General features: G+C 75.3%; 17 protein-coding genes. 10 read left to right on the top strand and 7 right to left on the bottom strand.

Annotated features, from left to right (window positions below; translation table 11 throughout):
• Positions 1–247 precede the first annotated feature (247 nt).
• On the top strand, positions 248–1,720 hold the full coding sequence (locus RKE29_RS17070; RefSeq protein ID WP_312006270.1) for a tyrosinase family protein: 1,473 nt from the start codon (positions 248–250) through the stop codon (positions 1,718–1,720).
• A gap of 77 nt (positions 1,721–1,797) precedes the next feature.
• Complete coding sequence (locus RKE29_RS17065; protein ID WP_312006269.1) at positions 1,798–2,079, top strand: metal-sensitive transcriptional regulator; 282 nt, start codon at positions 1,798–1,800, stop codon at positions 2,077–2,079.
• A gap of 229 nt (positions 2,080–2,308) precedes the next feature.
• Here the strand turns inward: RKE29_RS17065 and aac(3) are convergent, their stop codons facing one another.
• Positions 2,309–3,163, bottom strand: coding sequence for an aminoglycoside 3-N-acetyltransferase (aac(3), locus tag RKE29_RS17060; protein ID WP_312006268.1), 855 nt, complete (start codon positions 3,161–3,163; stop codon positions 2,309–2,311).
• Positions 3,164–3,319: 156 nt separating this feature from the next.
• Here aac(3) and RKE29_RS17055 point away from each other — a divergent pair, with 156 nt between their 5' ends.
• Positions 3,320–3,943, top strand: coding sequence for a carboxymuconolactone decarboxylase family protein (locus RKE29_RS17055; protein ID WP_312006267.1), 624 nt, complete (start codon positions 3,320–3,322; stop codon positions 3,941–3,943).
• 98 nt (positions 3,944–4,041) lie between these two features.
• On the opposite strand, the gene RKE29_RS17050 is transcribed toward RKE29_RS17055, so the two are convergent.
• Together RKE29_RS17050 and RKE29_RS17045 are read right to left on the bottom strand one after the other, a co-directional pair.
• The gene (locus tag RKE29_RS17050) at positions 4,042–6,387 is read right to left on the bottom strand and encodes a glycosyl hydrolase family 65 protein (protein WP_312006266.1); all 2,346 of its coding nucleotides are present in this window, start codon (positions 6,385–6,387) and stop codon (positions 4,042–4,044) included.
• Positions 6,384–7,127 carry a beta-phosphoglucomutase family hydrolase gene (locus tag RKE29_RS17045; RefSeq protein WP_312006265.1) on the bottom strand — a complete coding sequence of 248 codons (744 nt, stop codon included), beginning with the start codon at positions 7,125–7,127 and terminating at the stop codon, positions 6,384–6,386. The genes RKE29_RS17050 and RKE29_RS17045 overlap by 4 nt, the downstream gene beginning before the upstream one ends.
• A gap of 329 nt (positions 7,128–7,456) precedes the next feature.
• On the opposite strand from RKE29_RS17045, the gene RKE29_RS17040 reads away from it, so the two are divergent.
• Positions 7,457–7,735 (top strand): hypothetical protein, encoded by a 279-nt coding sequence (locus RKE29_RS17040; RefSeq protein ID WP_312006264.1) that lies wholly within the window; start codon positions 7,457–7,459, stop codon positions 7,733–7,735.
• 268 nt (positions 7,736–8,003) lie between these two features.
• Here RKE29_RS17040 and RKE29_RS17035 read toward each other — a convergent pair whose 3' ends face one another.
• Positions 8,004–8,144 (bottom strand): hypothetical protein, encoded by a 141-nt coding sequence (locus RKE29_RS17035; RefSeq protein ID WP_312006263.1) that lies wholly within the window; start codon positions 8,142–8,144, stop codon positions 8,004–8,006.
• Between the two features lie 260 nt (positions 8,145–8,404).
• On the opposite strand from RKE29_RS17035, the gene trxA reads away from it, so the two are divergent.
• Positions 8,405–8,812 carry a thioredoxin gene (trxA, locus tag RKE29_RS17030; protein ID WP_312006262.1) on the top strand — a complete coding sequence of 136 codons (408 nt, stop codon included), beginning with the start codon at positions 8,405–8,407 and terminating at the stop codon, positions 8,810–8,812.
• Between the two features lie 125 nt (positions 8,813–8,937).
• On the top strand, positions 8,938–9,363 hold the full coding sequence (locus tag RKE29_RS17025) for an OsmC family protein (RefSeq protein ID WP_312006261.1): 426 nt from the start codon (positions 8,938–8,940) through the stop codon (positions 9,361–9,363).
• On the opposite strand, the gene RKE29_RS17020 is transcribed toward RKE29_RS17025, so the two are convergent.
• Positions 9,344–9,949 carry a hypothetical protein gene (locus RKE29_RS17020; protein WP_312006260.1) on the bottom strand — a complete coding sequence of 202 codons (606 nt, stop codon included), beginning with the start codon at positions 9,947–9,949 and terminating at the stop codon, positions 9,344–9,346. The genes RKE29_RS17025 and RKE29_RS17020 overlap by 20 nt on opposite strands.
• Positions 9,950–10,116: 167 nt before the next feature.
• On the opposite strand from RKE29_RS17020, the gene RKE29_RS17015 reads away from it, so the two are divergent.
• Positions 10,117–11,343, top strand: coding sequence for a helix-turn-helix domain-containing protein (locus RKE29_RS17015; RefSeq protein ID WP_312006259.1), 1,227 nt, complete (start codon positions 10,117–10,119; stop codon positions 11,341–11,343).
• Positions 11,344–11,931: 588 nt separating this feature from the next.
• Complete coding sequence (locus tag RKE29_RS17010; RefSeq protein ID WP_312006258.1) at positions 11,932–13,404, top strand: hypothetical protein; 1,473 nt, start codon at positions 11,932–11,934, stop codon at positions 13,402–13,404.
• A 250-nt stretch (positions 13,405–13,654) separates the two neighbouring features.
• On the opposite strand, the gene RKE29_RS17005 is transcribed toward RKE29_RS17010, so the two are convergent.
• Positions 13,655–14,092 carry a MarR family winged helix-turn-helix transcriptional regulator gene (locus RKE29_RS17005; protein WP_312006257.1) on the bottom strand — a complete coding sequence of 146 codons (438 nt, stop codon included), beginning with the start codon at positions 14,090–14,092 and terminating at the stop codon, positions 13,655–13,657.
• Positions 14,093–14,182: 90 nt separating this feature from the next.
• Between RKE29_RS17005 and RKE29_RS17000 the strand changes: the two genes are divergently transcribed.
• Together RKE29_RS17000 and RKE29_RS16995 are read left to right on the top strand one after the other, a co-directional pair.
• Positions 14,183–15,202, top strand: coding sequence for an NADP-dependent oxidoreductase (locus tag RKE29_RS17000; protein ID WP_312006256.1), 1,020 nt, complete (start codon positions 14,183–14,185; stop codon positions 15,200–15,202).
• 253 nt (positions 15,203–15,455) lie between these two features.
• Entirely contained in the window at positions 15,456–18,194 is a 2,739-nt protein-coding gene (locus RKE29_RS16995; RefSeq protein WP_312006255.1) for an ABC transporter substrate-binding protein, read from the top strand.
• Positions 18,195–18,216: 22 nt separating this feature from the next.
• Here RKE29_RS16995 and RKE29_RS16990 read toward each other — a convergent pair whose 3' ends face one another.
• Complete coding sequence (locus RKE29_RS16990; protein ID WP_312006271.1) at positions 18,217–19,083, bottom strand: GDSL-type esterase/lipase family protein; 867 nt, start codon at positions 19,081–19,083, stop codon at positions 18,217–18,219.
• Positions 19,084–19,113 lie beyond the last annotated feature (30 nt).

Genomic DNA, 19,113 nt, shown 5'->3' with positions numbered 1-19,113 from the left:
GACCGCCGACCGCCGACCGCCGACCGCGCGGCGGTCGCGGCCGGTTCGGCCATTCGAGTTGCGCGAGCCCCGCGGAGTGCGACGCTGAGAGGGCATACCCGTATGCATCGGGCATATGCGGCGGGGCTCGGCCCGCCGCCCCGGCCCACCGCACCCTCAGCCGTTTCGATCCTTCTCACGCGGTGGGCTTCCTCGCGCGAAAACCGCCGCTCGGCGGTGGATTCTGCAAGCCGCGGAAGGAACAGTCATGGCCGGAACACGCGTGCGCCGCGACATCACGAAAATGGACACCTGGGACCCGCAGATCCTCTGGTACGCCAGAGCCGTCAGGAGGATGAAGGGCAAGAAGAAGCCGGAGGCCGACCCGACGAGCTGGCTCTGGCAGACCAACATCCACGGCTCCCGGGTGCAGCCGCCCAAGCCCGAGGAATGGGACCAGTGTCCGCACGGCGGCTGGTTCTTCCTCCCCTGGCACCGGGCCTACCTGCACTGCTTCGAGCAGATCGTGCTCCAGGAGATCCGGGACATGGACGGCCCGGAGGACTGGGCGCTGCCGTACTGGAACTACACGCGCGTCATCGGCGACGTCGACAGCCCCGAGTCGAAGAAGTGCCGCCGCCTGCCGGACGCCTTCCGGACCCCGCAGTGGCCCGACGGCGAGGAGGACGGCAGCACCAACCCGCTGTTCCTGGCCCCGCCCGACCGCGGCCAGAACGCGGCCAACGGCTTCTCCGCCCAGTGGACCGAAGTCGACCCCACCGCCGCCCTGCACGCCTCCCTCTTCCCCGGCAGCGACCAGTTCGGGAGCCGGGACACCGACGGCGAGCTGCCGCACAGCGGCGGCGGCAGCGGCCTGCTGGAGCAGCGGCCGCACAACAACCTGCACGTCTTCGTCGGCGGCCTGATGAGCCAGTTCGTCTCCGCCCGGGACCCGGTCTTCTGGCTGCACCACAGCAACATCGACCGGTACTGGCCCGCGTGGCTGACCGACATGAACCACAAGAACCCGCAGAGCGCGGACTGGCTCGACCGCACGTTCGCCTTCCGGGACGTAGGCGGCGAGCCGGTGACCCTCACCTCCCGGGACGTCCTGTCGCCGGAGGCGCTCGGCTACCGCTACGAGTCGCTGACCGAGGGCACCGGAGAGAAGGCCGCCGAGCGGAGGGCCTTCCTGATGGCCGCCGTCAGCCCCACCGGCCCGTCCGAGCCGGTGATCGGGCGTACGGGCGCGAAGGACCTGGGCCCCGACCCGGTCGTCATGCCGCTCGCCCCCGAGACCGAGCCGCGAGCGGCGCTGGCCCCCGTCGCCCGCCGCGAGACCGAGTCCCGGGTCATGCTCACCATCGACGACGTACGGGCCGACGCGCCTCCGGGGACCAGCTACCGGGTGTTCGCCGGAGCCCGCGAGGGGCACCCGGAGGACCTCGACCCCGACGGCCCCTGCTTCGTCGGCCACATCGACTTCTTCGGATCGGTCGGCGACGACGTCGGCCACCACGAGGGCGCTGGCGGCGTCTTCCGCTACGACATCACCGACCTGCTGCACCACCTGCACGACCAGGGCATCTGGGACGGCGAGGGCCTGCCGCCGGTCGTGGTCACGCCCGCCCCGCTCGACCCGCCGCCCGAGCGCGCCGCCGCGGCCGCCGCGGAGGCGGCGCCCGTGCCGCTCCCGGACTCCCGCCCGCGCATCGGCGGCGTGTCCGTGGCCACCGTGTGAGACCGGCACCCCACCGCGCCCCGGCCCGCGGGCCGGGGCCCGCCGGCGGGCGCCAGTCCCGGTAAGGAGAGCCGGCCATGACCAGTTATCTCGGCGACAAGGACGAGGTGCTGCGGCGTCTGCGGCGCATCGAGGGGCAGATCCGGGGGTTGCAGCGGATGGTCGAGAACGACAGCTACTGCATCGCCGTCCTCACCCAGGTGGCCGCCGCGACCCGGGCCCTGCAAGCGTTCGCCCTGCACCTGATGGACGCGCACCTGGCGCACTGCGTCGCCAGCGCCGTCGAGCACGGCGGGCCGCAGGCCGAGGACAAGCTGCGCGAGGTACGGGAGGCCATGGCGCGCCTGGTGCGCTCCTGAACGGGGGCCGCCGCCGCGGCCGGTACCCGGAGGCGGCGTCCCCGTCGCCGTGACGCGCGGCCCGGCGGCGTACGGCCCCACAGCGTACGGCCCCACGGCGTACGGCTTCACGGCATGCGGCCCACGTCGTACGAACCGGCGTGCGGCCCACGTCGTACGAACCGGCGTGCGGCTCACGGCGTACGAACCGGCGTGCGGCTCACGGCGTGCGGCCCGGCGGGGGCGGTGCTCAGGCGCCGCCCCCCAGCTTCCGCTCCATCCACTCCACGCCGAAGCGCACCACCTCCTCCGCCTCGAACAGGTAGCTGCGGCCCGCCCCGACCAGCCCCTCCACGCCGATGCCCGCCGCGAGCATGTCCCGCGCGATGACCTCGAACGGCCACACGCCCTCGGGCACCACCGGCGAGTAGTCGAAGGCGCCGTCGGCCGAGTCGATGTCGTGGAAGCGACGCCAGACGCGCTCCCCGCCGACGAGGATCGGCTGCTCGTACGACACGTACCGCTTGCCGGGCGCGTCGGCCAGCGCCTCGGCGTGGTGCAGCAGCGTCAGCGAGTCCAGCGGCGCGCCCAGCAGCAGCACCCGCCCGCCCGCCGCGACCAGCCGGGCCAGCGGGCTGTCCGGGCCGTGCGGGCCGTCCCAGGGGTGGTCGGCCATCAGGTCCCGCGCCGCGGCGCCCAGCGCGGCGAAGCTGGCGTCCGGGTGCCGGCTGCGCACGGCGCCCGGCCAGCGGCGCAGCGCCTCCGGCAGCCGGCCGTTGGCGTGGTCGGCCTCGCTGAGCAGCGGGTCGTAGGCCGGGTGGTGGGCGCGCAGCTCGTCCTGCCACTCCTTCGGCCAGGTGGCGAACTCGTACGGCGGCGCGTCGTTCCAGCCGCAGGTGACCATGAGCGTCCCGGACTCGCCCACCACGTCGCCGAGCGCTCCGATGACCGTCTGCGGGCCGCCCGCCACGTACCCGAGGGCGGACATCTCGGTGTGGAACATGACGACGTCGCCCGCGGCGAGGCCGAGCCGTTCCAGGTCGCCGACCAGCCGGGGCCGGGTGACCGGCCCGTCCGACCGGGTCAGCAGTGTGTTCTCGTCCATGCCGGTCAAGCTAACCGAGAGACCCGTGGCGGCAGCACTGGTTTTCGACAGGCCCGTGAGGCTCCTGGGATTCGGGCCGCCTGAGGATGCGGCGGGTGCGGGTGTGCCGGTCTCCGCCATGATGGCGGGCAGGACGAACGTCAAAGGAGACCCCCCATGTCCGAACAGCCGCCCGAGCCGCGCCTGATACCCCTGCCCGTCGAGAAGTGGGACCCCCGGCTGCGCGAGGGCCTGGCGCGGGCGGAGGAGACGGCCGCCGAGGGCGAGGGCGCCCGGAACCTCCAGGTGCCGCCCAACCTGGCGATCAACCTGATCCGCACCCTGGCCTGGAACCCGGACCTGACCATCGCCCTGGAGCCGCTGCTCACGCAGATCAACAGCGGCTCCCTGCCGCACCGGGACCGGGAGCTGGCCATCCTCCGCACCGCGGTGCTGGGCCGCTCCGGCTACGAGTGGTCGCACCACCACATGCTGGCGCAGCTTGCCGGGTTCACCGAGGACGAGGTGGTCAGGGCCGGGCTCGGCGCCTCCTCCGGCGGCTGGTCGGAGGACGACGCCGCCCTGCTGACGGCCGTGGACGAGCTGCACGACCAGGCCACCCTCACCGACGCCACCTGGGCGAAGCTCGCCGGCCGGTACGACGAGGCGCAGCTGCTGGAGCTGCTGGTGCTGGTCGGCACGTACCGCGCGCTCGCCGGGATGCTCAACGCCTGCCGGGTGCCGCTGGACGACTGGCAGACGCCGCGGCCCCTGCCCGGGGAGGACTCCCAGGAGGGCTGAGCCCCCGTACCGCGCCCGGGCCGGCGCGAGCCTCCAGGCGTACACGGTCGCGTCCGGCCGCCGCGGACCGTACGCCCCGGCCCGCAGCGGCCAGGCCGTCAGCCGCGCCGGTGCGGCCGTCGGCCCGTGGGCTGGGTCGGCTCCGGGCGGGCCGGGACGGCGGGGATGTCCCGGGTCTGCGGCGCCTTGTCCGAGACGGTCAGCGGCTTGCCGTAGTGCCGGATCTCCAGCGGCGCCCCGCCCGCCAGCCGGTACGTGGCTGCGGACGGGGTGATCTCCACGCGCAGGCACCGGTCCCGGACCGTCACGCTGAACGCCAGCCGCGCCAGCTGCTCGGGCAGCCGGGGCGCGAAGTCCAGCGCGCCCGCCCGCTGCCGCATCCCGCCGAAGCCCGCGACGAGCGCGATCCACGTGCCGGCCAGCGACGCGATGTGCACCCCGTCGCGCGTGTTGTTCTCCAGGTCCATCAGGTCCATGAGCGCGGCCTCGCCCAGGTAGTCGTAGGCGAGCCGCAGGTGGCCGACCTCGGCGGCCATCACCGCCTGGCAGCAGGCGGACAGCGACGAGTCGCGGACGGTCAGCTGCTCGTAGTAGGCGAAGTTGCGGGCCTTCTGCTCGTCGTCGAAGGCGTCGCCGCGCAGGAACATCGCCAGCACCAGGTCCGCCTGCTTGACCACCTGCTTGCGGTACAGGTCGAAGTAGGGGAAGTGCAGCAGCAGCGGGTACTGGTCGGGGCGGGTGCCGGCGAAGTCCCACACCTTGTGCCCGGTGAAGCCGGCCGCCTGCGGGTGCACCTGACGCGCGTGGTCGTAGTGGATGGTCATCGCCTCGGCGGCGTCCCGCCAGGCCGCCGCCTCCTCGTCGTCCACGCCCAGGGCCGCGGCCTGCTCCGGGCGGCGCTCGGCGATGTCGGCGGCGGCCCGCAGGTTCGCCTGCGCCATGAGGTTGGTGTAGGCGTTGTCGTCCGCGAGCGCGCTGTACTCGTCCGGCCCGGTGACCCCGTCGATGTGGAAGCGGCCGTGGTGGTCGTGGTGGCCGAGGGACCGCCACAGCCGGGCCGTCTCCACCAGCAGCTCCACCGCCGTCTCCCGCTCGAACTCGTCGTCGGCGGTGGCCTCCAGGTACCGTACGGCCGCGTCGGCCACGTCGGCGTTCACGTGGAAGGCCGCCGTACCGGCCGGCCAGTACGCCGAGCACTCCGAGCCGTCGATGGTCCGCCAGGGGAACGCCGCGCCCGCCAGGCCCAGCTGCTCGGCCCGCTCCCGGGCGGCCGGCAGGGTGGTCTGCCGCCAGCGCAGCGCCTGCGCCACCGCGCCCGGCGAGGTGTACGTCAGCAGCGGCAGCACGAAGGTCTCGGTGTCCCAGAACGAGTGCCCGTCGTACCCGGAGCCGGTCAGCCCCTTGGCCGGGATCGCCCGCTCCTCGGCCCGCGCGCCCGCCTGGAAGACGTGGAACAGGGCGATGCGTACGGCCTGCTGGATCTCCGCGTCGCCCTCCACCTCCACGTCCGCCCGGGCCCAGAAGTCGTCCAGGCAGCCGCGCTGCTGGTCCACCAGGCCCTGCCAGCCGGTGCTCTTCGCGCCGGCCAGCGCGGCCTCCACCTGGTCGCGCACGGCCGGCAGCGACCGCGCGCCCGACCAGCCGTAGGCGACCAGCTTCTGCAACCGCAGGGACTCGCCGGGCCGCAGCACCGAGGTCACCGTCAGGCGGGCGACGTTCTCGCCGCTCTCGCTGGCCGCCCGGGTGGAGCCGGGCCCGTCGACGACGTGGTCGGCGGCGGCCCCCACCCGCAGGCCGCTGCGCGCGGTCCGGTGGACCAGCCGCAGCCGCATGCCGTCGGAGAAGTCCTCCTCCGGCACCAGCGGCGACTCCAGCACGGCGGCCACCCGCGGGTCGCCGCCGGCCGTCGGCAGCTGCTCGTTGGCCACCAGCTCGGACTGCACCACGACGCGGACCTCCGCGTCCACCGCCTCCACCGCGTAGTCGACGGCCGCGACGGACCGCTGGGTGAGCGAGACCAGGCGGGTGGAGGTCACCCGCACGGTGGTGCCGGCCGGCGAGGTCCACTCGCAGGTCCGGCGCAGCAGGCCGCCGCGCAGGTCCAGCTCCCGCTCGTGCGCGCGCAGCCGCCCGTAGCGCAGGTCGAACGGCTCGTCGTCCACCAGCAGCCGGATGATCTTCCCGTTGGTGACGTTGATCACCGTCTGGCCGGACTCCGGGTAGCCGTAGCCGGCCTCCGCGTACGGCAGCGGGCGCAGCTCGAACACGCCGTTGAGGTACGAGCCGGGCAGGCCGTGCGGCTCGCCCTCGTCCAGGTTGCCGCGCCAGCCCACGTGCCCGTTGGACAGGGCGAACACCGACTCGCTCTGCGGCAGCACGTCCAGGTGCAGGTCGGTCTCGCGCAGCGACCAGGGCTCGGTGGCGTACGCGGAATGGCTGATCACGAGGCGTCCTCCAGCAGCTCGGCGAGGTCCTTCACGACGGTGTCGGCGCCGTGCGCGCGCAGGGCGTCGGCCTGGCCCACCCGGTCCACGCCGACGACGTGGCCGAAGTGGCCGGACCGCCCGGCGTCCATGCCCGCCAGCGCGTCCTCGAAGACCGCGGCCGCGCCGGGCGGCACGCCCAGGTCGCGGGCGGCGGCCAGGAAGGTGTCCGGGTGCGGCTTGCCGGGCAGCGCCCGCTGTGCGGCGACCACGCCGTCGATCCGCACCTCGAACAGGTCCTCGATCCCGGCGGCGGCCAGCACGTCACGGCAGTTGGCGCTGGAGGAGACGACGGCGGTGCGCAGGCCCGCGGCCCGCGCCTCGGCCACGAACCGCACCGAGCCGGGATAGGCGTCGACGCCCTGCTCGCGGATCTTCGCCAGCACCAGGATGTTCTTGCGGTTGCCCAGGCCGTGCACGGTCTCCCGGTCGGGCGGATCGTCGTCCGCACCCTCGGGCAGCTCGATGCCCCGGGCGGCCAGGAACGTCCGGACGCCGTCGGCGCGCGGCCGCCCGTCCACGTACTCGTCGTAGTCGGCCACCGCGTCGAACGGGCGGAAGCCCGGGCCGTCGCGGCGCTGGAGGAAGGCGTCGAACATCTCCTTCCAGGCCGCCGCGTGCACCACCGCGGTCTGGGTGAGCACGCCGTCGAGGTCGAACAGGCAGGCCCGGATGTCCTGTGGGAGGCGGAGCTTGGTCATGACTGCCGGATTACCAGCGGGCGGGGGAGTATGCGGGCGCGCCGCGCTGTTCGCCGGGGGTTCGCCGCGGTGCCGCGCGGCGTACGGCCCCCGGGCGCGCCCCCGGGGCGCGGCGCGCACCCGGGGGCGCGGGCGTACGGGCGTACGGCGTGGAAGCCGGGCGCGGGAGGAGGCGGCGGGCGGCCGGGCGTCAACCGAGCGATCCGCGGTCAGCCCTCGGGGTGAATCCCGTGCGCTTCGGCGGCCTCACCCGTCACGCGACACCCGCTGCCGCGTTGCTCCAAGTGGCGGCGTCCGCTGGCGCCGCCCAAGCTAGGAGGAGAAAGAACATGCTGAAGAAGGCCCTTGCCTGCGCCTCGGTCGCCGCGGTCATCACGGGCGGCGCCGCCGCCCTGGCCCCGGCCGCCTCGGCGTCCGACGTCGTCGGCGGCCGCAGCTCGCAGAACGTCAGCGTGCTGCCGCACACCTGCGTCGACGCCAAGCGTCTGGTGCAGCTGGACCTCATCACGACCACCCCGGGCCTCCAGTGCAACGAGGACTCCGGCGTCGTCGACAGCCACAAGGCCCCGCTGGCGGACCTGGTCGACCTCGGTTCCAGCCAGAACTGACACGCACCTGTCGGGTCCGGCTCCATCGGCTGCCGTCACGGCGGGAATCCGGTGGGGCCGGGCCCTTTTCGGGGGGTGCGGGGCAAGGAGGAAAGGTACCCCGCTGGCTGGTACCGAGACCGCTTCGGCAGTCGGCCGGAGCCGGACGGGACGTCACCCCGCCCGGTCCGGACGAGCGGCCTGGACGGTGCTCGGCTCGGTGCGGGCCAGTTCTGGCAGGGACCGACGCCGACCGGATCCGGTGCCGGATCCGGCGCTGACGGCGCGGTCAGCGGTGGTGCGCGCCCGCTATGCGGCGCGGGCGGCGGGCAGCGGACGCGGAGGAGGCGGGCGCGGCGCCGACGACGGGAGCGGTGGCCCGGGTCCGCCGGGTGGCGCCCGCCGGGGCCGAGATGGTGTGCCGCGGCATGGTTCCCTCCTCGTCCTCGCTCGGTGTCGGCGCCGGTCCGTCACCGTGACCGGTGCGCTCGCTGTTCGTATCCAGGCTGCTCAACGACGGGTGTTCCCGGGGGTTGCGCCCTGTCACTCGGATAGCCGCTGCCGGCTTGCGCCGTACGTACCGGCATACGGTCCGACACGCGCGGCGGGGCGGCACGGCCGGGACCCGCGGCGCGCGGAAACGGGCCCCGGAGCCGGGAATAGCGGGCCGCGGCCCTTGGTTGGGCGGGCATGACCACGGTTGAGCTGACCAAGGAAAACTTCGACGAGATCGTGTCGGACAACGATTTCGTCCTCATCGACTTCTGGGCCTCGTGGTGCGGCCCGTGCCGCAGTTTCGCGCCCGTCTTCGAGCAGGCCGCCGCGCGCCACCAGGACCTGGTCTTCGGAAAGATCGACACCGAGGCCCAGCCCGAGCTCGCCGCGGCGTTCCAGATCCAGTCCATCCCGACGCTGATGATCGTGCGCGAGAACATCGCGGTGTTCGCGCAGCCCGGCGCGCTTCCGGAGAGCGCCCTGGAGGACGTCATCGGCCAGGCGCGGGCCCTGGACATGGACGCGGTACGGGCGCAGGTGGCCCAGGCGCAGGCGCGCGCCGAGGGCGGGGGCCAGGGCGCCGGGGGCCGGGACCAGGACTGAGGGCCGGGCCGGAGCGGGCCCGGGCCGCCGGTGTCGCCGCCGGGACACGCGGGCCGCACGTCCTAGGCTCGTAGCCCGCGACCCCGCGACCCCGCGACCCCGCGATCCGGCAGGAGGCACACAGCATGGCGACCACCCGCACCGCGCACACCGTGTGGCAGGGCAACCTCACCGAGGGCCAGGGCACCGTCACCTTCGACTCGTCCGGGATCGGCGAGCAGGCCGTGACCTGGCCGTCCCGCGCCGAGCAGGCGAACGGCAGGACCAGCCCCGAGGAGCTGATCGCCGCCGCGCACTCCAGCTGCTTCGCCATGGCGCTGTCGCACGGCCTGACCCAGGCCGGGACCCCGCCGACGCGGCTGCGCACCCAGGCCGACGTCACCTTCAAGCCGGGCACCGGCATCACCGGTATCCACCTGACCGTCGAGGGCACCGTGGCCGGTCTCGACGAGGCCGCGTTCGTGCGGGCGGCCGAGGACGCCAAGCAGAACTGCCCGGTCAGCCAGGCGCTCGCCGGCACGGAGATCACGCTCAGCGCGACACTGGCCTGACGGCCTCCACCCGTTGCAGCAGGCCCCAGGTGAACTCCGCCACGCAGTGGTGGAGTTCACCGGCCGCGTCCGGGGCGGTGAAGGCCAGCCGCCAGCGGGTGGGCGCCGAGCCCTCCATCGGCCGGGCGGGCGGGAAGGCCCGCGCCACCTCGTCCACCGTGCAGGACCACGGCGCGAGGTCGGCCAGCGTGCGCGGCCGCGGCGCCGGGGCGCCGGGGGCGCGGACCAGCCACTCGTTCCACACCGCGCCGCCCGGCCCGCGCAGCACCTCGAACCGCAGGCCGGGCCACAGCGGCACCGGCCACAGCAGCGCCTCGCAGGCCAGGTCGCCGATCCGGCGCGGCTCGGCCGCCTCGGGCGGGCCCAGCACGGCGCGGTAGTGGGCCACCGGCGTGCGGCGCCGGGGCGAGCGCCGCATCGCCTGCCAGCGGCGGTTGGCCTCGCGCATGGTGGTGCGGCCGACGCCCAGCTCGCGCAGCGCCTCCTCGACCAGGACCGGCTGGTGGTCGGCCATCCGGCGCAGCAGCACCAGGACGAACGGGAAGGCGGCGGGGAACGCCTCGGGCGGGTCGGCGGCAGCGGTCATGCCCCCCATGGTCGCCCGCTCCGCCGCGCGGCCGGCACACGGGGCCGCCCGGCAGGCGTGCCGCGCGCCCCGCGGACCGGCGCCGGATGGCGCGAAGCGTTCGGCGCGCCGGGCGGGGACGGCAGGGCGGCGTGGGCCGCGTAGGCAGGGAGGCTAGGGTCTTAAGCATGCCTCCGCTGCGCTCCGCCTGGCAGGACGTACCCCGAACGCGGGTGCGCCGGTTCGCCGAACTCGCCCTCGACGAGCTGCCTCTGCTCGCCGAGGACATCTTCCGCGAGATCCGCCGCGAGTACCCCAACCTGGCGCCCACGCCCACCGAGAGCGGCGAGCCGATGGCGCTGGTGGGCATCAGACGCGCCCTGGAGCACTTCGTCCAGCACAAGGCGGGCGAGCACGACGAGGCCGAGGACCACCGGCGGGTCTTCCAGGAGTTCGGGCGCCTTCAGGTGATGAACGGGCGCAGCCTCGACTCGCTCCAGGCCATGTACCGGATGGGCGTGCGGATGGCCTGGCGCCGGCTGGCCGAGATAGGCCAGAAGGTGCACATTCCCGCGCCCGCCATGTACGAGCTGGCCGAGTCCGGCTTCGAGTACCTGGACGGGCTGGTGGCCGAGTCCATGCGCGGCTACGCCGAGGCGGCCGCCCGGCAGGAGAGCGAGCGGCTGCGGCTCCAGCGCCGGCTGCTGGAGCTGCTGCTGGCCGAGCCGCGGCCCGCCGACCCGGTCCGGCACGCCGAGGCCCTGGCCGAGCGGGCGGCGCGCGTCGGCTGGCCGCTGCCCGAGCGGGTGGCCGTCGCGGTGCTCGTACGGCCCGGACGCGAGGCGGTCGCCCCGGCCGTGAGCGGGGACGTGCTGCTGGACATGGAGTGCGAGCGGCCGCGCATGGTCGTCCCCGACCCCGGCGCGGCCGGCCGTCCGGAACTGCTGCGCCGGGCCACCGCGGGCTGGTCCGGCGCGCTGGGCCCGCCCGTGCCGCTCGCCGCGGCGGCCGCGTCGCTGCGCTGGGCCACGGTCGCGGTACGGCTGATGGAGCGCGGCCTGCTGCCCTCCGGCGAACTGCTGCACTGCACCGAGCACACCGAGGCGCTGGTGCTGCTGCCCCCGGACGAGCTGATCGACGCCGTGGCCCGGGAGCGGCTGGCGCCGCTCGCGCAGTGCGGGGCCACCCACGGCCGGCGGCTGGCCGAGACGCTGCTGGCGTGGCTGGAGACGCGCGGCGGCGCACCGGAGATCGCCGCCCGGCTCGGCGTGCACCCGCAGACCGTACGCTACCGGCTGCGGCAGATCAGGGATTTGTGGGGCGACGAGGTCGACGACCCCGACCTGCGCTTCGAGTTGGAACTGGTGCTGCGCGCCCAGCGGCTGCGCGGAGACCTGGCGGCGCCCGCGACCTGACGGCGCGCCGAACCGGCGCTTTCCCCGCGCAACCTTCCCCGGCAATGCGCCCTCACCGCCGGGGAGTTGACCCGACCACGAAAAATTCCGCGGCATTACCGACGGCGGCCGGAGACATTGCGGCGCGGCGGCTGTTCGCGCACGTCAAACAGCTCGCACGGCGGGTGGTTTCATCCCGCTTTACAGGCTCAGGCATTGTGTCAGGCGCGTATGTCCCCTAGCCTGCCCGGCGAAATGGATTACTGTCCCACGTGCCGACGACACCTGAACGGCGCCCTCTCCTGTCAAGGGTGCGGAACCCATTACGGCGAGCTCACGCCGCTGCCGATGGGCGCCGCCGCACCCGACGCAGCGGCCGCGCCGCAGCCGGGCGTGCCGCGCTCCCGCCAGCCCGAACCGGACGCGCTCCGGGCCGGGGTACCGGGCCCGGCGGCGCCGGGCGCGAGACGGGCGCAGGGCGCCGGAGGGCCGGGCGCGGCGGGGCCGGAGGCGCTGCCGCCGGAGGCCGGACCGGCGCGGTCCGGGGCGATACCGCTGGGCCAGGCGCCGCTCGGCCAGGGGCCGCAGGGCCAGGCCCACGGCAGTCCGGTGCCGAGTGACGCCGTTCAGGGCGTCGGCGTGCGGCCCGGGGACGTGAGGGACGGGTTCCCGCCGCCCGCGCAGGCGTACGACGGGCAACCGGCGTACGGGGAGGCGCCGGCGGGCCCGGTGCCGACCGGCCAGGCGTACGACGGGCAGCTGCCGCCGGGCCAGCCGTACGGCGGGGCCGTGGCGTCCGGGCATCCGTACGACGGGGCCGTCCTTCCCGAGCAGGGTGGTCAGGCGGGGGTCGTGGCGTCCGGGCAGTCCTATGACGGGTTTCTGCCGTACGGGCAGGTGGCGGGGGAGTCCGTGCCGTCTGGCGGCGGGTACGGCGGGCCGTTGCCGCCCGCTCAGGCGCAGGACGCTTCCGTGGCGTCCGGGCATCCGTACGACGGCGCCGTCCTTCCCGTGCAGGGTCAGGCGGGGGCTGTGGCGTCCGGGCAGTCCTATGACGGGTTCTTGCCGTACGGGCAGGTGGCGGGGGAGTCCGTGCCGTCCGGTGGCGGGTACGGCGGGCCGCTGCCGCCCGCTCAGGCGCAGGACGCGCCCGTACCGCCCGCCGGCGAGTACGGCGGGCCGCTGGCGCACGCGCAGGGCCCGGCGGGACCCGGACCGTCCGGCCCGGCCCAGGGCGTGTCGCCGCAGCCGGAGCGGGCGCACGCCGCGCCCGTACCCGACGGCGCGGCACGGCAGGCGGACCCGGCGGACCCCGGCGCGGCCCAGGACGCGACGCTCCTGCTCGACCCGGCGCACGCCGACCCGGCCGAGACCGCGCCGCTGCCGCCGCTGCCTCCCGAGGCCGGCCGGCAGCCCGACGGCGACGCCGAGCCCGAGCCCGAGCCCGCGTCCGGTTCCGGCCGCGACTCCGGCGCCCTGCTGCCCGCCGTGCGGTCGGCCGCTGCCGCCGCCGACGAGTCCTCGCGCGACGACGCCGACGAGTGGGAGACCCCGGACGACCCGGGCGGGCCGCGCCAGCGCCGGGGGCGCCGGGCCCGGCGCGGGCGGCGCAAGCGCGTGACGGTCCTGTCGTCGGTTCTGGGGACGGTCCTGGCCGCGGGTCTCGTGGCAGGTCTGGCCCGGGAGGGCGGCGTGTGGCGGGAGCCGACGTCGACGCCCGGCACCGAGGAGCCGGAGACCGAAGGCGACAGCGGGCCCGGCGACTCGGTGTCGCCGAAGGACCAGAACGGGTCGGTCCCGGCCTCCGCCGCCTCGCCGAGCGGGAAGCCCGGCGAGAAGACCCGCGAGGCGGACGACAAGAAGTCGGGCAGCCCCAGCGCTTCGCCGTCCTCCGGCGACGACTCCGAGCCGTCGGCGACCGTGCCCGGCACGACCCCGGCCGCACCGGCCCCCGGGCCGCCCACCCGGCCCCAGCCCACCAGCGGCCCGCCGGACCCCGGGGTGACCCCGCCGTCGGACCCGCCCTCGCAGACGCCGAGCCCGTCGTCCACGTGCAACCACATCCTGTGGTGGTGCGCGTAGCGGGTGTCCCGCGGAGCGCGCCGGCCCCGGGCACCTGACGCCCGGGGCCGCGACCGTGCCCCGCCCGGCGACCGCCGGGCGAACGGGCCGGAGGGGCTGCCGACGGCCAGGCCGCCTGCCCGGCTCCGGACGCAGCCCCGGGCCGCGCGCGAAACAGCCACACGTAAACAGCCGCACCTGAACAGTCGCACGAAGCCGCGTCACTCCGGCGCCGCCGTCGCCCCGCGCGACAGGGTCCGCGCAGGGTCCGTCACCCCGGCGCGCCGCCGCCCACCATCCGCTTCAGCAGGTCCCGCAGCGTCGTGCGCTCCGCCTCGGACAGCGCCGCCAGCGGCTCCCGCGCGAAGTCCAGCGACCCCCGCAGCCGGGCCGCCGCCTCCCGGCCCGCCGGGGTCGCCGCGGCGATCTTGACGCGCCGGTCGGACGGGTCGGGGCGGCGCTCGACCAGGCCGCGGGCCTCCAGCCGGTCCACGATCCCGGTCACGTTCGACGGCTCGCACTCGAAGTACCGCGCGATGCGCCGCATCGGCGTGGGCTCGACGCACAGCAGGCTCAGCACGCGCGCCTGGGCGCCGGTCAGCGCGTACCTGGCGGCGGCGTGCTCGTACTCCCGGTGGTAGCGGGCCACGACGGTCCCGATGAGTTCGACGACCTCAACGGCCAGCGGGTCGGGTGGCGGCGACGTCATCCCGCCAGCCTACCCAATTACTTGACTTCATGAACTATATAGGTGGATGATTTTTTCACCCACTGAAATAAACGGAAGGCCGCGACCACCATGCCTGACATCCCCGCCACGAGCCGCGAATGGCACCTCGTCGCCCGCCCCGAGGGCTGGCCCAAGCCGCAGGACTTCGCGCTCCGCGAGGCGCCGGTCATCGAGCCCGGCCCCGGCCAGATCCTCGTCCGTAACATCTACCTGTCGGTGGACCCGTACATGCGCGGCCGGATGAACGACGTGAAGTCCTACCTGCCGCCGTACGGGCTGGACCGCCCGATGGACGGCGGCGCGGTCGGCGAGGTCGTCGCGTCCAACGCGGAGGGCTTCGCGGTGGGCGACCACGTCGTGCACAACGACGGCTGGCGGGAGTACGCGCGCGTGCCCGCCGAGCAGGCCGTCAAGGCGGACCCCGACCTGGCGCCGCTGTCGGCGTACCTCGGCGTGCTCGGCATGCCGGGCCTGACCGCGTACGCGGGCCTGCTGCGCAGCGCGGAGTTCACGGAGGGCGACGCGGTCTTCGTCTCCGGCGCGGCGGGCGCGGTCGGCAGCGAGGTCGGCCAGATCGCCCGGCTGAAGGGCGCCTCCCGGGTCGTGGGCAGCGCCGGGTCGGACGAGAAGGTCCGGGTGCTGGTGGAGGAGTACGGCTTCGACGCGGCGTTCAACTACAAGAGCGGACCCGTGGCCGAACAGCTGGCGCTGGCCGCTCCCGGGGGCATCGACGTCTACTTCGACAACGTCGGCGGCGAGCACCTGGAGGCCGCCCTGGAGCGGCTGAACCTCCACGGGCGCGTCGCGGCCTGCGGCATGATCGCCCAGTACAACAGCACCGAGCCGCCGCCCGCGCCGCACAACCTCGCGCTGATCGTGGGCAAGCGGCTGCGCATCCAGGGCCTGCTCGTGCTGGACCACTTCGACCTGCGCGAGCAGTTCGTGACGGAGGTCAGCGCCTGGATCCGCGACGGCAGCCTGCGCTACGACGAGACGGTGGTGAAGGGCGTGGAGCACGCGGTGGACGCCTTCCTGGGCATGCTGCGCGGCGCCAACACCGGCAAGATGCTGGTCAGCCTCGGAGACTGAGCACGGACCGGCCCCCGGCCGCCCCGGACCTGACGGCCTGCCGGAACCGGCGGACCGTCAGGATCCGCCCCGTGCGCCGCGCACGAGACTGACGCCACGTCTGGTGGCCCGCCTCCCGGGCGATTTATGATCGTCCGCCACGCATGACCCGGGACGGGTCCGGGGATACCCATGGTTCGCCCGCCCTTCGCCGGGACGCGGGGGACGGGCGGCCGACGGGGGAGTACGCGGGGGAACACGGGGGTCGAGGGACATGGCGAACGGGGATCCGCGGGGCGGCATCCCGGCGTATCCGGGCGTCGAGCGCTTCGTGGAGGCGTTCGACAAGCTGGTGACGCAGCCGCGGCAGCGCCGCAGCAGGGTGCCGGTGGTGCTGCTGCACGAGCCCGGGGACGGGCGGGCGGGGCGGCGGATCGTGCAGGGGCTGCGGTCGCGGCTGCGCGGCCGGGACGGGTCGCTGGCGCCGCACGCGTACGTACCGGCGCTGCCGGAGGGCGGCGACCCGCCGCCGCTGGAGCTGTTCGAGCAGATCGCGCTGCGGCTGGTGGAGTCCATGCCGCGGGACACCGGCGAGCTGCGGCTGCCCGGCTACCGGCTGCTGCACGCGGTGGCCACCGCCACGGCCGTCGACGGGCCGATCGAGCACCGCCACCGCGAGCTGCGCGACCACTGCTACGCCGAGCACCGCCGCTTCTCGCGGGTGGCGCAGTTCCTGTGGTGGTTCGGCGGCCGGTCGGACGAGGCGGGCACCGGCAGCTTCATCGAGCTGGTGTGGAACCGCATCGCCGGGCCGCTGTGCCAGAAGCTGCCGCGCTGGCTGTTCGGCGTGCGCGCCACCCGCCGCATGCTCGGCGGCGGCCGGCGGCGCCGCTGGTACGCGGAGTGGGCGCGGCTCCAGCAGGGCGCGCCGCCGACCGACTTCTTCCGCTCCGCGCTCGACCACGTGCCCGGCGGCGAGAGCAGCGACCCGGAGAAGCTGGACCGGGTGCTCACGCACGCGCTGCTGGCGGACCTGGACGGGGCGGTGCGCAAGCGCCGGTTCAACCGGTGGCGGATGCGCCGCCGCACCCGCTTCGTGCTGCTGTTCGAGGAGGCGGGGCCGCGCGACTCGCGGGTGCAGCGGTTCCTGCGCGAGCTGCGGTCGGCGGTGGAGGACCTGCGGTGCACGTCGGTGATCGCGGTCGCCGCGGGCGTACGGTCGCTGGCCTCCCGCATCCCGGATATCGAGGCCGCCGACCTCGCGCACGCCGGCGCCGAGCTGACGCTGGTGGAGCGCCAGGGCATGGCGCCGGGCCGGCCCACCGGCATCGTCGTGCCCGTGCACGAGGGCCTGCCGGAGGAGGACGAGCGGGCCGCGTACTGGCTCGGCCGCCGCCCCACGCTGCCGGTGCCGTCCCGCCGCTGGGGGCCGGGCGCGGAGTCCGCGGTCGCCGTGGCCGCCGGCGCCGTCGCGCTCGCGGTGGTGGCAGGGGTGGTCTACGGGCCGTGGGGCACCGGCGGGGACGACAGCTGCGCGGGGGAGACCTTCCTGAGCAAGACCGGCGGCCAGTGCGTGGGCGTCATCGAGGGGACCGAGCAGTTCGCCAAGGGCCCGGGCGAGGCCCGGGTCAGGGAGGTCCTGGACCTGATCCGCCGGCAGAACAAGGCGGTGGACAACGCGATGGCACAGCGCGCCGACGGCCAGCCGCGCTACCGCACCGTGGTCTACCTCGGCCCCTTCACCGGCGGCAAGGACGAGAACGACCCGGTGCGCGGCGGCACCCTGTCGGAGCTGCGCGGCATCGCGCTCGCCCAGGCGTACGTCAACGACCTGGCGCTGCGGGCCGGCGAGCGGGTGCCGCTGCGCGTGCTGGTGGCCAACGCCGGAAACGTCTTCGTGGACGCGCCCGAGGTCGCCCGGAGCATCGTCGCGCTGGCCCGGCGCGACCCGTCCATCGTGGGCGTCATCGGCCTCGGGCAGAGCCGGCGGCCGACGTACGAGGCGATGGAGACGCTGGCGGAGGCGGGCATCCCCATGGTGGGTACCTCCGGCACGGCCGACGAGCTGACCCGCAAGGGCGGGCACTACTACCAGATGGCGGCCGTCGACTCCCGGGTCGCGCGCGTCATGGCGGGCTTCGTGAAGCACGCGCGGATCGCGCCGCGGGCGGGCGGCGGGCGCACGGCGGCCTCCCGGGTCGAGCTGATCACCGACCCCGAGGACCCGTACAGCAGGGACCTGGCCACCCAGTTCGGCATGGCCTACCACCACACGCCCGTGGACCGGCTGCCCTTCACGCTCGGCGCCTCCGGGGTGAACCAGCCGTACCCGACGCTGGCCGACCTGGCGCGGCGGGTGTGCACCACCGTCCAGGGCGACGCGTCGGCGGTGGTGGTGTGGACCGGCCGGGCCAGCGCGTTCACCACCTTCCTGCGCGAGTACCAGCGCCTGTCGGACACCTGCCGCACCCTCACCGTGGTCGCCAGCGACGACGTGGAGAACGCGCTGGGCGCGAACCCGTGGTCGGTCTTCTCCGGGCTGCGGCTGTCCTACATCTCGCACGGCGAGCCCGCCGTGGTCGGCTCCACCAGCGCGCGGACCTTCCTGGCCGCCTACGCCGCGCAGTACGGGAAGGAGACCGACGACCTCGGCCGCGCGCTGCGCGCGGACGGGCACCCGGCGCTCGCCTGGGACGCCCTGGGCTACCTGTCCGAGGCCGTGGACGAGGCGTGGCGCGGCACCAACCGGCACGACGAGCGGCTGAGCCGGGCGCTGGTGCAGGCCGTGCTGTACCAGGGCCTGGGCCACGGCCTGGACGGGGCCACCGGCCGCATCGACTCCTCCGGGGCCGCCGGGGGCGGGTTCCTCACGCCCGACCGGCTGGTGGCCGTCATGCGGGGCAGCGCGACGGCCGCGCCGCAGCCGGAGATGCTGTGCGGCGCGGTCACCGCGACCGACGTCCGCACGAGGTGGGGCGACGGCTGGGACTGCCCGGCGCCGGACCGGAAGTGACCGGCGGGGCGCCCGTGCGGCCCTACCTCGCCGGCTCCTTCCGGGTGATCTCGCGGTACGCCAGGGTGGCGAGCCGCTTCTGGCCCTCCTTGCCCGGGTGGAACCAGTCCCACTTGCTCAGGTCGTCGGCGGTGAACCGGTAGGCGTGCACCGCGCCGTCGTACCGGCACAGCGCGTCCCGGCCGCACACGTCCTTCAACGCGGTGTTGTAGGCGTCCACCCGCCGCGCCACCTCCGCGCGCCGCCGGACCGCGGCGGCGTCCATGGAGTCGGGGTCCTTCAGCATCGAGGGGCAGATGCCCAGCTTCCACACCGCCCGGCCCCACGGGTTCTTGCGGCCCTCGGACCACAGGCGCGTCAGGTCGGGCACGCTCGCCACGTACACCTGCGTGCGCGGCAGGGTGCGGCGCAGCGCGGTCATGGCGGCGGTGAAGTCCCTGCGGTAGTCGGCGGCGGGGGTCATCTGCGCCACCGAGTCCGCGCAGGCGTCGTTGGCGCCGATCAGCACGGTCACCAGCTCCGGCCGGCGGGCCGCCGCCGTCTTCACCTGGCCGGGCAGGTCGGCCATGACCGCGCCGGTCTTCGCGAAGTTCCAGCTGTGCCCGTCCGAGGGGGTCCGCGCGGGCAGCAGCCGGCGCACGAGGCTGTCCACCTCGGTCCCGGTGGACCAGGAGGCGCCCGGGCAGTCCGACAGCAGCGAACAGGCGTCGAAGCCGCGCGTGATGGAGTCGCCGAGGGAGGCGATGGAGCGGGGCCGGGTGTTCCACAGCGGGCCCGGCGCGGCGGCCTGCTGCCTGGCCCGCGGGCCGCCGCCCGCCGTGTCCGACCCGCCGCCGCTCGTACAGCCCGCGAGCGCGGCGGCGGCCGTGGCCAGCGCGACGGTGCCCAGGACGGCCCGCCGCCCGGCGCCGGTACGGCC

This window comes from Streptomyces sp. B1866 (genome assembly GCF_031932565.1).
In the GTDB taxonomy this organism is placed as follows: domain Bacteria; phylum Actinomycetota; class Actinomycetes; order Streptomycetales; family Streptomycetaceae; genus Streptomyces.
Note: the sequence above shows the minus strand (reverse complement) of the source record. Positions and strands in the feature narration are given on the sequence as shown.